Origin of the sequence: Kitasatospora sp. NPDC091257, assembly GCF_044757675.1 — a bacterium.
Lineage (GTDB): Bacteria > Actinomycetota > Actinomycetes > Streptomycetales > Streptomycetaceae > Kitasatospora > Kitasatospora lactacystinica.
Genome location: NZ_JBIVVI010000025.1, coordinates 1 through 18563 on the forward strand (window position 1 = coordinate 1; position 18563 = coordinate 18563).

The following is an 18563-nucleotide window of genomic DNA, read 5'->3' on the forward strand; positions in this document are numbered from 1 at the left end:
GTCGACCCCGGCCTCCTGCGGGCCGCCCTGGCCGAGCGGGACGTCGACGCCCTGTACGGGACGCTGCGCGCCCGGGGCCTCCAGTACGGCCCGGCCTTCCGCGCCCTCCGGGCGCTGTGGGCGGGCGAGAAGGAGGCCGTCGGACTGGTGGAGGCGGACCTCCCGGCCGAGGACCGGGCGGCGTACCGGGCGCACCCCGTCCTGCTCGACGCGTGCTTCCACACGACCGCCGCGTTCCTCGGCGACACCGGGGAGCTGCTCCTGCCGGTGGGCATCGACCGGATCACCGTCCACCGTCCGCTGCCCTCGCGGCTGTGGTGCGTGGCCCGGGACGCCGGAACCGGCGCCGACGGCGAACGCTCCTTCGACCTGGAGCTGGTGTCCGAGGACGGCGAACGGCTGGCCACCGTCGAGGCGCTGCGGCTGCGGCCGGTCGCGCCGGAGCGGATCGCGGCGGCGGCCGGAGCGGCGGTTGGAGCGGCGGCCGGGGCCGCGGTGCGGGGCTACCGCACCGACTGGGTGCCGGCGCCGGAGGCGGGTACCGCCGGCCGGCCGGGCACCTGGCTGGTCTGCGGGACGGACGCGTCGCTGGTGGACGGCTGGTGCGCCGAGGCGGCCGTCCCGGCCCTGGGTCTGCTGGTCGCCCCGGACGCCTCGGACGAGGCGGTGGCCCGGTTGTTCGCCGAGGCCCGCGGCCGGGTGGACGGGGTCGCCGGACTGGTCCTCCAGAGCGCCGGGGACGACGCCGTCGTGCTCGCCGGCACGGCCTTCGCGATCCTGCGCGGGTTCCTGCGGGAGTTCGGCGCGGACCGGCCCGACCTGGTCGTCTGCTCGGCCGGCGCGGTGCGGGTGCCGCAGGCGCCGACCCGCCCGGACGCCGGCCAGGCGCCGCTGACCGGACTGGCCAAGGCGGTCGTCGCCGAGTACCCCGACCTCACGTGCGTCCAGGTGGACCTCGAACCGCGCCGGACCCCGCCGACGCTGGCCGGACTGCTGGCGCGGGTCGCCGGCCTCGCGGGGCGCGGCCACCTGGCGGTGCGGGACGGCCGCTGGTACGCCGCCCGGCTGCGGGAGGCCGCGCTCGGCGGCTCGCCGACGGCACCCGTCCGGGCGGACGGCAGCTACCTGGTCACCGGCGGACTCGGCGCGCTGGGCCTGGCCACCGCCCGTCGGCTCGCCGACCTGGGTGCGCGCTGCCTGGTGCTGACGGGCCGTTCCGTGCCGGCCGAACCCCCGCGGGAGGTCGCGGAGCTGCGGGCCGGCGGTGTGCGGGTCGAGCTCTGGCCCGCCGACGTGGCCGACCTGCCGGCGATGACCGGCCTGTTCGGGCGGATCGGCCGGGAGCTGCCCCCGCTGCGCGGCGTCGTCCACGCCGCCGGGACCACCGACGACGCCCCGCTGGTCGACCTCGACCGCGGCCGCTTCGCCGCGGTCCTGCGGCCGAAGGTCCGGGGCGCGCAGCACCTGCACACCCTGACCGCCGACGCCGGGCTCGACTTCCTGGTGCTCTACTCCTCGCTCGCCTCGCTGACCGGATCGGCCGGCCAGGCCAACTACGCCGCCGCCAACGCCTTCCTGGACACTCTCGCCGAACAGCGGTGCCACGACGGGCAGCCGGCCCTCAGCATCAACTGGGGCCCGTGGGCCGAGGCCGGCCTGGCCGCCCGCCCGGAGCTGCTCGCCCGGCTCGCCCGCGCCGGCATCACCGGGATCGGCACCGACGAGGCCCTGACGGCCTTCGGGCGCGTGCTGGGCGGCGACCTGCCGGTGGTGGGCCTGGCGGCGGTCGACTGGGCCGCGTTCACGGCCGCCGACGACCGGCGGCCGCCGTACACCCTGCTGAGCGGCCTGGCCCCGGCGCGGGCCGCGGAGCCGTCCCTCGACGGGCGGTCGCCGCAGGCGCCGGCGGAGCCGGCCGGGCACCGCACCGCCGAGCAGGCGGTCGAACTCGCCCTGCGCGACCCGCGGGCCGGGCGGGCCGCCGTCACCGAGGACCTGCTGGCCGCCGCCGGCGAGCTGCTGGGCCTCACGGCGCGCCAGCGGGACGAGCTGCGCCCGACCTTCGGACACCGGCGGCTGAACGAGCTGGGTCTGGACTCGCTGACCGCGGTCCGGCTGCGCAACCGGCTGCTGGCGGACTTCTCCGCGGACGTCCCGCCCTCCTTCGTGTTCGGCGGCAACACCGTCGCCGACGTGGTCGACCTGATCCTGCGGCAGATCACGCTCCGGAGCCTGGTCGCCGCCGACGACGGCGGGGCCGACGAGGCCGGGGACGTCGAGGTCCTCACCTTCTGACCCGCCCGCGGGCCGTGCCGTCGGCCGCCCCGGGACGTCCCGCGGTCTCCGAGGACCGCGGGCCGCCCCGGCGGCCCCGCCCCCGCACCACCGGGCGCCGTCGCGCCCCGTTCCCCACCACCCGACTTCGCCCAGCCTCCCCGCGGGGCCCGGCCCGCCAGGGCCCGCGCCCCCGACCGCCCGAACAGGAGTTCCCGGAATGACAGCACACGGACGGCACGGCGACCCGGCCGAGCTGCTCGGCCGGCTCGCCCAGCACGGCGTCCGGCTGCGGCTGGTCGACGGCGACCGCATCGAGGTGCGCGCCGCCGCCGGCTCGCTTCCCGACCACATCCGGCACGAACTCGCCGAGAACAAGGCCGAGTTGATCGCCCTCCTGAAGCTGGGCGACACCGCCCGGCAGGCCGGCGCGCTGCCGCGGGCGGTACCCGACCCCGAGCGGCGCCACGAACCGTTCCCCCCGTCCGACCTGCAGATGTCCTTCCTGGTCGGCAGCACCGCCCAGTTCGAGTACCACGTCCGGCCGCACCAGTACATGGAGTTCGACTTCGCGGAGCTCGACCCGGAGCGCTTCGAGGCCGCGCTCAACCGGATGCTGCACCGCCAGCGCGGCAGCCTGGTGGTGGTGCGGGAGGACCTCCAACTGGAGACCGTCCGCGACCCGGCGCCCGTACGGGTGCGGGTGGCGGACCTGCGGCAGGCCGGCGAGGCCGAGGCGATGACCGCCGTCGAGCGGACCCGCGACGAGATGCAGGCGGCCGAACTCCCGCTGGACACCTGGCCCTGGATGGACGTGCGGATCACCCGCTACGGCGACGGCCGGGCCCGGCTGCACTACAACAACAACAACTTCTTCAGCGACGGCCCGGGCACCGGCCGCTTCCTGGACAGCGTGCTGCGCGCCTACCACGACCCGTCCGAGGCCCTGGACGACCTCGAACTGGGCTACCGCGACTGCGTGCTGGCGCTGGCCGCGCTGGAGGACTCGGAGCGCGGCGAGGCCTCCCGGGCGTACTGGTGCGACCGGATGGCCGACTGGCCCGAGGCGCCGAACCTGCCGCTGGTGAGCGGCGCGGACACCCGGACCCGGGCCCGGCTGACCCGGCGCGAGTTCACCCTGGACGCCGAGCAGTGGGCCCGCTTCAAGCGGCGCGCCACGGACCACGGCGTCACCCCCACCAACGCGGTGTACGCGGTCTACGCCGAGACGGTGGCGCACTGGAGCGGCTCGCGGCACTTCCTGCTCAACAACATGATGACCCACCGGCTGCCGATCCACCCCCAGATCACCGAGGTGGTCGGCAACTTCGCCTCGCTCTACCCGCTGGAGGTGGACTGGCGGCACGACGAGCCGTTCCACGACCGGGCGCGGCGGCTGCAGACCCGGGTCATGACCGACATGGAGCACACCTACTGGAGCGGGGTGAAGGTGCTCCAGACCCTCAACCAGGTGCGCCGCACCCCGGGCCGGGCGGCCTGCCCGTTCGTGGTCGGCAGCGGCCTGTTCATGGGACACCTGGACCAGCCGGTCTTCAGCCACCTGGAGACGCCCCAGGTGCTGCTCGACAACCAGTTCTGGGAGCAGAGCGACGGCGGCCTGTGGGTGGTCTGGGACCTCATCGAGGCGATGTTCCCCGCCGGGCTGATCGACGCCATGCACGCCGCCTACCGCGACCTGCTCCTGCTGCTCGCCGACGACCCGGCCGCCTGGGAGCGCCGCTCCTTCGACCTGCTGCCGGCCGCCCAGCGCGAGCGCCGGGCCGCCGTCAACGACACGGCCGGCCCCGTGCCCACGGGCCTGCTCGACCGCGCGCTCGCCCGGCAGGCCGCGCAGCGGCCCGACACCGCGGCCGTGCTGACCGCGGACGGCGCCGTGGACTACCGGCGACTGCACGCCCGCGCCCAGGAGCTGGCCGCCCGGCTGGCCGCGGCCGGGGTGCGCCCCGGGGACAAGGTCGCCGTCGTCCTGCCGAAGGGCGACGAGCAGATCGCCGCCGTGTACGGCGTGCTCGCGGCCGGCGCCGCCTACGTGCCCATCGACCCCGCCTGGCCGCGGGAACGCGTGGGCGAACTGCTCGCCGACACCCCCGCGGCGGCCGTCGTCACCTCGGCCGGGGAACGGGAGTCGATCGCCGCCGTCGCCGACTGCCCGGTGCTGACGGCGGGGGAGCCCGCCGCCGAAGCCGGTCCCGCGCCGGCCCGGGCGGGCGATGCGGGCGACACCGCGTACGTCATCTACACCTCGGGGTCGAGCGGCAGGCCCAAGGGCGCGGTGCTCGACCACCGCGGGCCGCTGAACACCGTGGTCGACATCAACCGCCGGTTCGGCATCGGCCCCGGCGACGTGGTCCTCGGGGTGTCCTCGCTCTGCTTCGACCTGTCCGTCTACGACGTCTTCGGCACCGCCGAGGCCGGCGCGACCCTGCTGCTGCCGCCGCCCGGGTCGGCCGACCCGGGGCAGTGGGCCGACCTGGTGCGCGAGCACGGCGTCACGGTCTGGAACTCGGTACCGGCGATCATGCAGCTGTTCGCCGAGGCCGCCGAGCAGGCCGGGCTGACCTTCCCCGCGCTGCGCGTGGTCCTGCTCAGCGGCGACTGGATCCCCGTCCGGCTCCCGGCGCTGATCCGGCGGATCGCGCCCGGGGCGCGTGTGGTCAGCCTCGGCGGCGCCACCGAGGCGTCGATCTGGTCCATCCACCACCCGATCGACCGGGTGGACCCGAACTGGGCGAGCATCCCCTACGGCCGCCCCCTGGGCAACCAGACCTGGCGGGTGCTGGACCGGACCGGCCGCGACGCCCCCGACTGGGTCACCGGCGACCTGTACATCGGCGGCACCGGAGTCGCGCTCGGCTACCTCGACGACCCCGCCCGGACGGCCGCCTCCTTCGTCACCGACCCGGCCACCGGCGAGCGGCTCTACCGCACCGGCGACCTCGGCCGCTACCGCCCCGACGGCGACATCGAGTTCCTGGGCCGCGCCGACTTCCAGGTCAAGATCCAGGGCTTCCGGGTGGAACCGGGCGAGATCGAACACGCCCTGGCCCGGCACCCGGCCGTACGGAACGCCGTCGTCGTCGCCCGCACCGCCGGCTCGGGACGCCAGCTCGCCGGCTACGCCGTGGCCGAGCGGGGCGCACCGCGTCCGGAACCCGAGGAACTGCGCGGCTTCCTGGCCGAACGGCTGCCCGGCCACCTCGTGCCGAGCTTCGTCGTCGTGCTCGACGACCTGCCGCTCACCGCCAACGGCAAGCTGGACCGCCGCGCGCTGGAGGCCATGGGCCCGGCCTGCGACGGACAGGACCGGACGTACACCGCCCCCCGGACGGAGACCGAGAAGGTCCTCGTGGAGATCTGGGAGTCGGTCCTCGGCATCGAGCCGGTCGGTGTCCACGACGACTTCTTCGAGCTCGGCGGGCAGTCCTTCGCGGCGCTGCGCGTCATCGGCCTGGTCGGCCAGCGGCTCGGGCTGCGCGCCCCGCTCGGGGCGCTGCTGGAGCACCGGACGGTCGCCGAGCTCGCCGCCCTCCTGGAGGCCGGGCAGGAGGAGTGGTCCCCGCTGGTGGCGCTCGACGCCACCGGCGACGGAACGCCGTGGCTGCTCGTGCACCCGGCGGGCGGGAACGTGCTCTGCTACCGGGGCCTGGCGGAACTGCTCGACGGCCCCGCCCACGCCTTCCAGGCGCCCGGCCCGGGCGTGGGCCGGGATCCGCTGGACACGGTGGAGGAGCTGGCCGAGTGCTACGCGCGGGCGCTGCTCGCCGTCCGCCCGCACGGGCCGTACCGGGTGGCCGGCTGGTCCTCCGGATCGGTGATCGCCTTCGAACTGGTCCGGCTGCTGGAGCAGCGGGGCGAGACGGTGGAGCGCTTCGTGGTGATCGACTCCCCGGCCCCCGAGCGGGCCGCTGCCCCCGGGGCCCGGGAGACGGACGGGGCCCGGGAGACGGACAGGGCCCGGGAGACGGACGAGGCGGCCGTGCTGCTCTGGTTCCTGGAGGACCTGGACATCGGCTTCGACCCGGCGGCCGTGCGCCCCGGGGCGGCCGCCGAGGTGGCCGCGGCCCCGGCGGCGGAACGGCTCGCCCGGGCCGTGGCGCTGGCCCGCGAACAGGGGCTCGACCTCCCGGACGCCGCCGACCTGGCCCTCAGCTGGCCGGTGTTCCGGGGAATCATCACCGCCTGCCACCGCTACCGCGCCGGGACGATCACGGCCGACACCACCGTGATCCGGGCGGCGCACGGGAGGGTCAGCGAGTTCGCCGACCACCCCCACGCGGACTCCGCCGAGTGGGGCTGGGCCCCGCTCACCACCGGCCGGACCACCGCCGACCGGACCGACGGCACCCACCACACCCTGCTCACCGGCACCCACGTCGCGGCCGTCGCCGCACTCATGACCACGTGTCCGGCTCAGCACTGACCCCAGGGGGACGACCCGCGATGGACCACGACCTGATCTCGGAGCTCCAGCACCTGGGCATCAAGCTGAGGCTCTCCGGCGACAGCCTCGAAGTGATCGCGCCGCCCGGCGCGGTCACCGCCCGGATCCGCGACGAACTCCGGGCCCGGCGCGGCGAGCTGATCGACCTGCTCCGCGCGGCCGGGCAGGGCGCCGGCCCGGCGCCGCTCACCGCGCGGCCCGACCAGCGGCACGAGCCGTTCCCGCTCACCGACATCCAGCACGCCTACTGGATCGGCCACAACCGGGCGCTCGAACTGGGCGGGGTGGCCACCCACTTCTACTTCGAGCTCGACCGCGACGGCCTGGAGGTGGACCGTCTGGAGCGCAGCCTGCGCAAGGTCGTCGCCCGGCACGACATGCTGCGCGCGGTGATCGGCCCGGACGGCCGCCAGCGGGTGCTGCCCGAGGTCCCGGACTACGAGATCCGCCACTACGACCGGGCGGACGCCACCGAGGACGCCTTCGAGGAGCACCTGCGCTCGCTGCGGGCCGAACTGGACCACCAGGTCCTCGCCCCCGACACCTGGCCGCTGTTCGACATCCGCGCCACCCGGCACCGCGAGGGGCTGCGCCTGCACGTCAGCCTCGACCTGCTGATCATGGACGCCTACAGCTTCGACCTGTTCTTCCGCGACTGGCAGCGCCACTACGAGGACGAGCAGTGGGCGCCGGAGCCGTTCGCGATCGGCTACCGGGACTTCGTCCTCGCCGAGGAGGAGAAGCGCGGCGGCGCCCGGTACCGGGCCGCCGAGAAGTACTGGCTGGACCGCCTCGACGAACTGCCCCCGGCCCCGGACCTGCCGCTGGCGATCCAGCCCGGCTCGGCCGAGCGGACCGTCTTCACCCGCCGCCGGGCCTCGCTGCCCCGCGAGCAGTGGGAGCTGGTCAAGAAGACCGCCAGGGAGCGCGGCCTGACCCCCTCGTCGGTCCTGCTGGCGGCCTTCGCCGACGTGCTGCGCCAGTGGACGTCGCAGGGCGACTTCACCCTCAACCTGACCCTGTTCAACCGGCCCGCCGAGGCGCACCCGCAGATCGGCGGGATCATCGGCGACTTCACCTCGCTGACCCTGCTGCGGATCAGCGGCGGCCAGGACGAGAGCTTCGCCCGGCGCACCGCCGGCTTCCAGCAGCAGCTGATGCGGGACCTGGAGCACCTGTCGTACAGCGGCGTGCGCGTGCTGCGCGAGCGGGCCCGCCGGCTCGGTAGCGGCCTCGGCGCCGGCATGCCGATCGTCTTCACCAGCGCCCTCGGCTTCTCGGGCGACGCCGACACGATGGACGGCATGGCGTTCTTCGGCGACTACCGCCACGGGGTGAGCCAGACCCCGCAGGTCTGGCTCGACCACCAGGTGCTGGAGGAGAACGGCGAACTGGTCTTCAACTGGGACGCGGTGGAGGCGCTGTTCCCCGACGGCCTGCTCGACGACATGTTCGCCGCCTTCCGGACCCTGCTCGGCCGGCTGAGCGACGATCCGGCCCTCTGGGACGACCTGGCCCCCACGGTCGGGGCCCCGGCCGCGCAGCTGGAGGAGCGCGAGCGGGTCAACGCCACCGCCCTCGACCTGCCCGGCGGGACGCTGCTGAGCCTCGTGGCCGACCAGGCGCGGCGCACCCCGGACGCCACGGCCGTCGTCTCCGAGGGCGGCGCGCTCGCCTACGGCGACGTGCTGGCCTCGGCGCACCGGCTCGGCCACCGGCTCGCCGGCCTCGGCGCCTCCCGCGGCGAGCTGGTCGGCGTGGTGCTGGACAGGGGCCCGGAGCAGATCCCGGCGGTCCTCGGGGTGACGGCCTCCGGCGCGGCCTACCTGCCGATCGATCCGCAGTGGCCCGCGGCGCGCCGCCGGCAGCTGCTGGAGTCCGGCCGGGCCGCCCTGGTGGTCACCTCGACCCGCTACCGGGACGAGCTGGAGTGGCCCGCCGGGACGGTCCTGGTGACCCTGGACGACGAGGAGACGCTGGCACAGCCGGCCACCGAGCCGCCGACCGCGCCGGCCCCGGAGGACCTCGCCTACGTGATCTTCACCTCCGGCTCCACCGGCGTCCCCAAGGGCGTGATGATCGACCACCGGGGGGCCGTCAACACCGTTCGGGACATCAACCGCCGCTTCGCGGTCGGACCGGCCGACCGGGTGCTCGCCCTCTCGGCGCTGACCTTCGACCTGTCCGTCTACGACGTCTTCGGCACCCTCGCGGCCGGCGGCACCGTCGTCGTGCCGAGCCCCGAGCGCTCGCACGACCCGCTGCACTGGGCCGAGCTGGCCGAGCGCCACGGCGTCACGGTGTGGAACTCGGTGCCCGCCCTGATGCAGCTGTGGGCGGACTCCTCGGCCCGCCTGTCCGACGAGCGGGCCGGCGACCTGCGGCTGGTGCTGCTCAGCGGCGACTGGATCCCGGTGGCGCTGCCCGACGCCGTCCGCGCCCGGCACCCGCGCGCCGAGGTGGTCAGCCTGGGCGGGGCGACCGAGGCCTCCATCTGGTCGGTGCACTACCCGATCGGGGAGGTGCCGGCCGAGTGGGCCAGGATCCCCTACGGCAAGCCGCTGGCCAACCAGACCCTGCACGTCCTCGACGACCGGTTCCGGGACCGCCCGCTCTGGGCCACCGGGGAGATCTGGATCGGCGGCACCGGCGTGGCGAAGGGCTACTGGGCGGACCCGCAGCGCACCGCGGAGCGCTTCGTGCGCCACCCGGAGACCGGCGAGACGCTCTACCGCACCGGGGACCTGGGCCGCTACCTGCCCGGCGGGGACATCGAGTTCCTCGGCCGCCGGGACTTCCAGGTGAAGCTCAACGGCTACCGGGTGGAACTCGGCGAGATCGCCGCCACCCTGGAACGGCTCCCGGGCGTCGGCCGGGCGATCGCCCGGGTCGACACCAACCCCGCCACCGGCCGCCGCCAGCTCGTGGCCTACGCCGTCCCGGCCGGACCCGGCTGCGATCCCGGGGCCGCGGCACCCGGCGGCCCGGTGCGCCCGGACCCGGCCGTACTGCTGGCGGAGCTGGCCGAGCGCCTCCCCGACTACATGGTCCCCAAGCACTGCCTGCTCGTCGACGCGATCCCGCTGAGCGCCAACGGGAAGGTCGACGCCGCCGCGCTGCCGGCGCCGTGGAGCGAACTGGACGAGCAGGAACTCGTCGCCCCCCGCGACGAGTTCGAGGCGGCCGTGCTCGCGATCTGGGCCGAGGTCATGGAGTTCGACGGCTTCGGGGTCGAGGACAACTTCTTCGAACTCGGCGGCGACTCCCTGCACGCCGTGCACATCCTCACCAAGGTGCGGGAGGCGTTCCAGTGGGAGGGCGACACCGAGGAAGGCCTCCAACTGCTCTTCGAGAACCCCACGGTGGCCGGACTGGCCGCCCTGGTCAAGGACCGGCGGGGGGCGTGAGCAGGTGAGCACGGAGAGCGGGATCCCGTACTGGGACGACGTGGTCGTCGGCGCGGGCTCGGCGGGGGCGGTGCTCGCCGCACGCCTGTCGCGACGGCCCGGGCGCCGGGTGCTGCTGATCGAGGCCGGGGAACTCCCGGACGGCGACGGCGCGTCCGACGAGCGGGCCGGGGTGCCCGTCCTGACCGGCCGCAACTGGGACTTCACCGCCAAGGCGTCCGAGGGCGCCAGGCGCGGGTTCCCGTACGGGGTCGGCAAGGTGGTCGGCGGCTCCTCCGCCGTCAACGGCGCGCTCGCGCTGCGCCCGCTGCCCGCGGACCTCGACGCCTGGGCGGCCGCCGGCAACCCGGAGTGGACCTGGGAGCGGATGCTGCCGTACCTGGTCGCCCTGGAGACGGACCACGACGCCGAGGGGCCGGCGCACGGCACGCGCGGACCGGTACCGATCCGCCGGACCGGCGAGGACGCGCTCGCCACCACGGCCCGGGCCTTCCTGAACGGCTGCGCCCGGCTCGGCGTGCCCGTCCTGGCGGACCTCAACTCCGGCGCCGCGCTCGGCGCCGGCGTCACGCCCGCCAACGCCGTCGACGAGCGCCGGATCTCGACGGCCGAGAGCCACCTGCGCCCTGCCCGGGAGCGGGGCGACGGCCCGACCCTGTGGACCGGCAGCACGGTGACCCGGGTCCTGCTGGACGCGCGGAACCGGGCCACCGGGGTCGAGGTGCGCCGCGACGGACGGCTCCGGCAGGTGGCGGCCGGCCGGGTGACCCTGGCCGCCGGGGCGGTCAACACCCCGGCGGTGCTCCAGCGTTCGGGCATCGGCGACCCGCGGCTGCTGGCCGCCCTGGGCATCACCCCCGCACTGGACCTGCCCGGCGTGGGACGCAACCTCGTCGACCACCCGGCGGTCGTGCTCTGGTCCGAGCCCCGCGCCGGGGTCTGCCGGGCCGGCGACAGCTGGCACCAGGTCACCGCCCGCTGCGCCGCCGACCCGGCCGGCGCCGCGGCGGACCTGGGGCTGTTCCTGCTGGACGCGGTGCCCGTCGCGGCGAACCCGCTGATCGCCGGCATGCTCCGCGCCGAACTGGCCGTCGGGCTGTCCGCCATGGTGCTGCGGCCCGCCTCCCGCGGCTCGGTGACGATCCGGGACGCGGACGCCGCCACCCCGCCGGAGATCCTGCTCGGCCTGGCGACCGACCCGGCCGACGTCGAACTGCTGATGGCCGCCGTCCGGCAGGCCTGGGAGCTGCTGCGGTCGGCGCCGATGGCGGGGCTGCTGGAGCGGGTGCTGGTCTGGACCGACCGGATGGTCCGGGAGGACCGGCTGCTGCGCGGCGCCGTGACCAGGTTCGTCTCGCCGAGCTGGCACGCCGTCGGCACCGCCCGGATGGGGCCGGCCGACGACCCTGAGGCGGTGGTGGACCAGCGCTGCCGGGTGCACGGCGCCGAGGGACTGTACGTCGTCGACGCCTCGGTCCTCCCGGTGATGCCCAGCGCCCCGCCCAACCTGACCTGCCTCGCACTCGCCGAAAGGGTGGCCCGATGGATGGACTGACCGGGATCCCGGCCGCCCCCCGGGCCGGGGAGTGGGCCGTGCGCCGCCGGGGACGGCCCCCGGCCCGGCTCCGGCTCTTCTGCCTGCCGCACGCGGGCGGCGGCGCGGCCGCCTTCCGCTCCTGGGCCCCGCACCTGGGACCGGAGATCGAGGTCGTGCCGATCCGGCTGCCGGGGCGCGAGTCCCGCTTCCGGGAGCGCCCCCACGACCGGCTCGGCGACCTGCTGCCGCCGCTGCTGCGCGACGTCGCCCCGCTGCTCGACGGGCCGCACGCCTGGTTCGGCCACAGCATGGGCGCGGGCATCGCCTTCGAGGTCTGCCGGGCCCTGCACCGGCTCGGCCTGCCCGAACCGCGGCGGCTCCTGGTGGCCGGCCTGCCGGCGCCGCAGCTCCCGCGCCGGGCGACCCCGGTGCACGACGCGCCCGCGCCCGAACTCTTCGAGCGGATCGGAGCGTTGAACGGGCACGGCGCCGAGGCCCGGGCCGGCAACCCGCTGCTGAACGTCATGCTGCCCACCCTGCGGGCCGACTTCGCGGTGGCCGAGACCCATGTGCACCGGCCCGGCCCGCCGCTGGACTGCCCGATCACCGTCTACGGCGGCCGCTCGGACGCCTCCACGACCGAGGACGAGCTCCGGGCCTGGGGACCGCACTCCACCGCCGGCACCACCGTCCGCCTCTTCGACGGCGGGCACTTCTTCCCGCACGACGCCCCGGAGGCGTTCCTGCCGGTCCTGGCGCGGGACCTGCTCGACCTTCGGCCGGCGCACCGCGGCTGATCAGTCGTCGGCCGCCGCCGACGGAGCCCTCCGGCGGCGGCCGGCCGCACCCGGCAGCAGGATCCAGGAGAGCACCGCTCCGGCCGCCACCACCGCCGCGGCGACGCCGAGGGCGGCCGCGGCGGCTCCGGCGAAGGCGTGCTCGGCGACGGCGACGACCGCCGAGCCGGCCTCCGGGTCCTGTCGGCCCGCGTACTCGACGGCGCCGCCCAGGCTCCGACCGGCTTCGTCCGGCAGCGCCGCCGTACCGTCGGCGTAGCCGCGTGCGAGGACGGTGCCGACCACGGCCACCCCCAGGGCGTTCCCCAGTTCCTGCAGGGTGTCGTTGAGCGCCGCCGCGCTGCCGGACCGTTCGGCCGGCACCAGCCCGATCACCGTGTCCGTCGCCGGGGTCAGCGCCAGACCGCCGCCGACGCCGATCAGGACGCACCCGAGCAGGACCGGGGGATAGTCCCCGGACGCCCGGCCGAGACAGAGGATCCCGCCGGCGGCCAGGGCCAGTCCGCCGGCCACGCCGCCCCGCGGACCGCCCCGCCGCGCCACCGCCGGTGCGAACGCCGATCCCACGCCGACCGCCAGCGCCAGGGGCACCACCGCCGCCCCCGCGCGCAGCGCGCTGTAGCCGAACTCCAGCTGGAGGCGCTGGGTGAGGACGAAGAGCGTTCCGGCGATGCCGAGGAACAGCAGCATGTTGCCCGCGCTCGCGCCCAGGAACCTCCGGTCGCGCAGCAGTTCGAAGTCCACGACGGGGCTGGGATGCCGGCGTTCCCAGGCCACGAACGCGGCCGCCGCTCCGGCGGCCAGCGCCAGCGCGGCGACGACCGGCCTCGCCGTCCAGCCGTGCCCGGAGGCCTGGATCACGCCGTACACCAGGGCGGCCATCGCACCGGCGCCCAGCAGCGCCCCGACCGGGTCCGCGGGTCTGGGTACCGGTGCGGCGGACTCGGGCAGCAGGACGGCGCCCGCCAGCAGGGTCACCAGCACCGGAGCCAGGTTCACCAGGAAGACCGAGCCCCACCAGAAGTGGCTCACCAGCAGGCCGCCCAGCACCGGTCCCACGGCCACGCCCAGCGCGGAGACGCTGCCCCAGACCGCGATGGCGCGGGGACGTTCACGGGCCGGGAAGACCTGGTTCAGGATCGACAGCGTGCCGGGCATCACGAACGCGGCGCCCAGGCCCATCGCGGCCCTGGCGGCGACGAGTTGGGCCGGGCCGTCCGCCGCCGGGGCCAGCAGCGACGCGCCGCCGAACAGCGCCGCGCCCAGCAGCGTCGCGCGCTTGCGGCCGTACCGGTCGGAGAGGGCACCGGCGGTGAGCAGCAGGGCCGCGAAGGTCAGCGCGTAGGCGTCGACGATCCACTGGGTCCGGCCGAGGTCGATGCCGAGGTCCCGGACGAGTCCGGGGACCGCCACGTTGAGCAGCCCGTTGTTGAGCACGGTGGTGAACAGCGCGAGGGACAGCACCCCGAGGATCCACCAGCGCTTGGGGTGCCCGGAACCGTCCGGTGCTGGGGTCTGCATGGGGCGGCTCCTCCGCGCTTCTCGCCGCGCGGTGGTCCGCACGGCCCGGGCGCCCAGGGTCCGGCGGTGCTCTTTAGCCGAGCCAAAGCCGCTCCGCCGATCATGCGGGGAAGGTCCGTGCTGAGAGGGAGCGACCCATGCGCTTTGAAGACGTCTACGTGGCGGGAACCGGGGTGTGGCTGGCGGAGCCGGAGTCGGCCCGCACGGCCGTGGAGGACGGTCGCTACGACGCGGAGCAGGCCGAGCAGGACGACCTGCTCTCGGTCTGCGTGGCCGACGAGAGCACCGCCCCGCCGGACATGGCGGTCCAGGCCGCCACCACCGCCCTGAAGCGGTCCGGCCTGGACGCCTCGGAGGTCGGGCTGCTGATTCACTCCGGCGTCTGGTTCCAGGGTGTCGAGATGTGGCCGGCCGCGTCCTACGTCGCCGGCCACGCGCTGGGCCGGGACGCCATCGCCTTCGGCTTCCAGCAGGAGTGCAACGCCGCCCTCGGGGCCCTGGAACTGGCCGCCCGCCAGATCGCCGGTCAGCCGGAGAAGGCGGCCGTGGTCACCACCGCCGACCGGTTCGGCGCCCCGCTGATCAAGAGGTGGAGCAGCGAGCCCGGTTTCGTCTACGGCGACGGCGCGACCGCGATCGTGCTGTCCGGCCGGGGCGGGATCGCCCGGCTGCTGTCCACCGCCAGCGGCTCGGACAACGCCATGGAGGCGGTGGTCCGCGGCCCCGAGCTGAAGGCCGTCCCCACCGGTGAGCCGCTGGACCTGCTCGGCCGGGTGGGCCACTTCATGCGCACCGACGCCGGAGGCCTGCGCGAGGCGACCCAGCGGGTCGGCGCCGTGATGAACGCCGCCGTGGACACCGCCCTGGCGGACGCCGGCGTCGGCCGGGAGGACATCGCCCGGGTGGTGGTGCTCGCGAGCGGCCGCAGCCGGATGGAGTGGCAGGTGCCGCAGCTGCTGGGCATCCCGTTCGAGAAGTCCACCTGGGACTTCGCCCGCCGGGTGGGCCACCTGGGCGCGGGCGACCAGATCGCCGCCCTCAACCACCTGCTGGAGCACCGCCGGCTCGCCCCGGGCGACCGGGTCCTGATGGTCGGCGGCGGATCCGGCTTCAGCTGCACCTGCGCGGTCCTGGAGATCACCGGGCAGCCGGACTGGGAGCCGGCCGGTCTGCGGACGGCGGGCTGACCGGACGGGACCGGGCCCGGCCCCGTCCGGCCGTCCAACGGCAAACCGCCGTGGTACGAGCGATACTGACGATCAGTGCCCTGACGGAAGAGGCGCATGACACGGAAAGCGGAGACGACATGACCCCAGAGACCGCCGGCGTCCGTCCCACCCCCACCCCCGCGTCCGGAGCCGGACGCGCGGCCTGGGGCGGGCTCGGACTCCTCCTGCTCGTCTGGACGGTGTTCGAGGCGGCGAAGTACACCGGCCTCACGCTCGTGCTCGCAGTCGCCGGGCTCCTCGTCCCCCTCCTGGCCGGGCTCGCGCCCCGGGCGGCGGTCGTGCGGCACGCGCTGCTGCGGGTCTGGATACCGCTCGCCGTCATGCTCGTCTGCACGGCGATACCGGGCCCTCCCGAGGACACCTCCGCACCCTTCACCTTCGGGATGGCCTGGCTGACCCACCTCGCGCTGGGACACGCCCTGCGCCGGGGGCCCGCCGCCTCCTGACGGACCTCGCGATGCCGGGCCCGCGTCCTCACGGCCGCGGGCCCGAGGCGTGTCCGGCCGGCCCCGCCCCGGTGTCCTTTACCGGGCCGCTAGCCCCGGCTGCGAGCGTGGGCGGCGACCGACCACCACCCAGCAGAAGGAGCATCCAGCCCATGGACAGCACCGCGTCCTCAGCCGGCCAGGACCAGCTTCAGTACCCGTTCCACCGTCCCTCGGCGGTGCAGGTTCCCACCGTCTACGCCGACCTGCGCGCCCAGTGCCCGGTCGCCAAGGTCCGGCTCCCCAGCGGCGACGAGGGCTACGTGGTCAGCCGCTACGAGGACGTCCGCACGGTCCTGTCCGACCTGCGCTTCAGCCGCGCCGCCACCGTGGAGCCGGACGCGCCGAAGCTGACCAACCTGCCGCCCATGCCCGCGAGCCTGTTCACCATGGACCCGCCCGAGCACACCCGGCTGCGCCGCCTGGTGTCGCGCGAGTTCACCGCCCGCCGGGTGCAGAACATGCGCCCGCGCATCCAGGAGCTGACCGACGAACTGCTCGACCGGATGGAGCAGTCGGAAGGGCCGGTCGACCTCAACACGGTCTTCGCCTTCCCGCTGCCGGTGATGGTGATCTGTGAGCTGCTCGGGGTGCCCTTCGAGGACCGCGAGAAGTTCCGGGGCTGGTCGGACGCGTTCGTCTCGCTGACCTCGATGTCGCCGGAGGAGATGAACGCCAAGCGCATGGAGCTGTTCGGCTACCTCGGCCGGCTCGTCCAGGCCAAGCGCGAGGAGCCCGGCGAGGACCTCATGAGCGCCCTGGTGAACGCCCACGACGAGGAGGGCAGCCTCAGCGAGATGGAGCTCATCGTCATGGGCATCACGCTGCTGGTCGCCGGCCACGAGACGACCGTCAGCATGATCGGCACCTGCGTGCTGACCCTGCTGCGCCACCCCGAGCACCTGGCCGCGCTGCGCGAGCGGCCGGAGCTCATGGAGCACGCGGTCGAGGAGCTGCTGCGGATCAACCCCATCGGCGACGGCGGCCCGTACCGGGTCACGCTGGAGGACGTCGAGATCGGCGGCACCGTGATCCCGAAGAACAGCGGCGTGATCGCGGCGACCAGCTCGGCCAACCGGGACGCCGACCGCTTCTCGGACGGCGACCCGGACGCCTTCGACCCGACCCGCGCCTCGGCGACCGGGCACCTCGCCCTCGGCCACGGTGCGCACTTCTGCCTCGGGGCCGCGCTGGCCCGGGCGGAGCTCCAGATCGCGCTGTCGACGCTGCTGCGCCGCTTCCCGACTCTCGCGCTCGCCGACGCGCCCGAGGGGGAGCGGTCCCGGCTGCTGCTGGAGGTGGTCCGGGACCGCACCGCGCTGGTGCTGGGACGCCCGTCGACCGAGGCGGTGGCGCCGCGACGCGCCTTCCGCGACCTGGGCTTCGACTCGCTGACCGCCGTGGAGCTGCGCAACCGGCTCGGCGCGGAGACCGGCCTGAAGCTGGCGGCGACGCTGGTCTTCGACCACCCGACGCCGGCCGCGCTGACCGAGTACCTGCTCGGCGAGCTGTTCGGCACCCCCGACGAGGCCCGGCCGACGCGCCCGGTGGCGGCCGCGGCGGACGACGAGCCGATCGCGATCGTCGGCATGAGCTGCCGCTACCCGGGCGGGGTCCGCTCGGCCGAGCAGCTGTGGGCGATGGTCACCGAGGGCCGGGACGGCGTCACCGGCTTCCCCACCGACCGCGGCTGGCCCGAGGGCGGCGGCTACGTCCGGCGCGGCGGCTTCGTCGAGGACGCCACCGACTTCGACGCCGGCATGTTCGGCATCTCGCCGCGCGAGGCCCTCGCGATGGACCCGCAGCAGCGCCTGGTGCTGGAGACGGCCTGGGAGGCGTTCGAGAACGCGGGCATCGACCCGTACTCCCTCGGCCACTCGTCCACCGGCGTGGTGATCGGCGCCTCCGCCTCCGGCTACGGCCTCGGCATGGAGATGCCCGCCAACGTCGAGGGCCACCTGCTCACCGGCACCGTCAGCAGCGTGCTGTCCGGCCGGATCGCGTACACCTTCGGCCTGGAGGGCCCCGCGGTCACCGTGGACACGGCCTGTTCCTCCTCGCTGGTCGCCCTGCACCTGGCCGCCCAGTCGCTGCGCCGCGGCGAGTGCGAGCTGGCGCTCGCCGGCGGTGTCGCCGTGATGGTCTCCCCGGGGGTGTTCGCCGAGTTCGACAAGCAGAACGGCCTGGCGGCCGACGGCCGGTGCAAGGCCTTCGCGGCCGCCGCCGACGGCACCTCCTGGGCCGAGGGCGTCGGCATCCTGGTGCTGGAGCGGCTGTCCGAGGCGCGCCGCAACGGCCACCAGGTGCTCGCGGTGATCCGCGGCAGCGCCATCAACCAGGACGGCGCCTCCAACGGCCTCGCCGCGCCCAACGGGCCCGCCCAGCAGCGGGTGATCCGGCAGGCCCTGGCCAACGCCGGACTGACCGCCGCCGAGGTGGACGCCGTCGAGGCGCACGGCACCGGCACCCGGCTCGGTGACCCGATCGAGGCGCAGGCACTGCTCGCGACCTACGGCCAGGAGCGCGCCGGTGAGCCGCTCTGGCTCGGCTCGGTGAAGACCAACATCGGCCACGCCCAGGCCGCCGCCGGCGTGGCGGGCGTGATCAAGATGGTGCAGGCGCTGCGCAACGGCCTGCTGCCCGCCACCCTGCACGTGGACCGGCCGTCCCCGCACGTGGACTGGTCGGCCGGGGCGGTGGAACTGCTCACCGAGGCCCGGCCGTGGCCGGAGCTCGACCGGCCGCGCCGGGCGGCGGTGTCCTCCTTCGGGATCAGCGGCACCAACGCCCACGTCATCCTGGAGTCCGTGCCGGTCGTCGGGACCGTGGAGCCCGAGGCCGCCGAGGGCCC

At 75.5% G+C, this 18563-nt stretch carries 9 protein-coding genes; 8 read left to right on the plus strand and 1 reads right to left on the minus strand.

The genetic code is table 11. From position 1 onward, the window contains the following. From ACIQOV_RS02285 to ACIQOV_RS02305, 5 genes are all read left to right on the plus strand, one after another. Nucleotides 1-2295, plus strand: a 2295-nt coding sequence (locus ACIQOV_RS02285) for a type I polyketide synthase (RefSeq protein ID WP_401043933.1), incomplete at its 5' end; no start/stop codon positions are given. 199 nt (nucleotides 2296-2494) lie between these two features. Continuing rightward, complete coding sequence (locus tag ACIQOV_RS02290; RefSeq protein ID WP_401043936.1) at nucleotides 2495-6715, plus strand: amino acid adenylation domain-containing protein; 4221 nt, start codon at nucleotides 2495-2497, stop codon at nucleotides 6713-6715. Between the two features lie 20 nt (nucleotides 6716-6735). After that, complete coding sequence (locus ACIQOV_RS02295) at nucleotides 6736-10143, plus strand: amino acid adenylation domain-containing protein (protein ID WP_401043939.1); 3408 nt, start codon at nucleotides 6736-6738, stop codon at nucleotides 10141-10143. Nucleotides 10144-10147: 4 nt separating this feature from the next. Further along, entirely contained in the window at nucleotides 10148-11698 is a 1551-nt protein-coding gene (locus tag ACIQOV_RS02300) for a GMC family oxidoreductase (protein WP_401043942.1), read from the plus strand. After that, on the plus strand, nucleotides 11686-12477 hold the full coding sequence (locus tag ACIQOV_RS02305; RefSeq protein ID WP_401043945.1) for a thioesterase II family protein: 792 nt from the start codon (nucleotides 11686-11688) through the stop codon (nucleotides 12475-12477). The genes ACIQOV_RS02300 and ACIQOV_RS02305 overlap by 13 nt, the downstream gene beginning before the upstream one ends. Here the strand turns inward: ACIQOV_RS02305 and ACIQOV_RS02310 are convergent, their stop codons facing one another. Next, complete coding sequence (locus ACIQOV_RS02310) at nucleotides 12478-13998, minus strand: MFS transporter (protein WP_401043948.1); 1521 nt, start codon at nucleotides 13996-13998, stop codon at nucleotides 12478-12480. It abuts the gene before it with no gap. A gap of 137 nt (nucleotides 13999-14135) precedes the next feature. Here ACIQOV_RS02310 and ACIQOV_RS02315 point away from each other — a divergent pair, with 137 nt between their 5' ends. The 3 genes from ACIQOV_RS02315 to ACIQOV_RS02325 form a co-directional block, all read left to right on the plus strand. Beyond that, the gene (locus tag ACIQOV_RS02315; protein ID WP_401043951.1) at nucleotides 14136-15185 is read left to right on the plus strand and encodes a ketoacyl-ACP synthase III family protein; all 1050 of its coding nucleotides are present in this window, start codon (nucleotides 14136-14138) and stop codon (nucleotides 15183-15185) included. 119 nt (nucleotides 15186-15304) lie between these two features. After that, nucleotides 15305-15673, plus strand: coding sequence for a hypothetical protein (locus ACIQOV_RS02320; protein WP_401043954.1), 369 nt, complete (start codon nucleotides 15305-15307; stop codon nucleotides 15671-15673). A 152-nt stretch (nucleotides 15674-15825) separates the two neighbouring features. Continuing rightward, nucleotides 15826-18563 (plus strand): cytochrome P450 (locus ACIQOV_RS02325; protein WP_401043956.1); only part of this gene is annotated, 2738 nt, incomplete at its 3' end.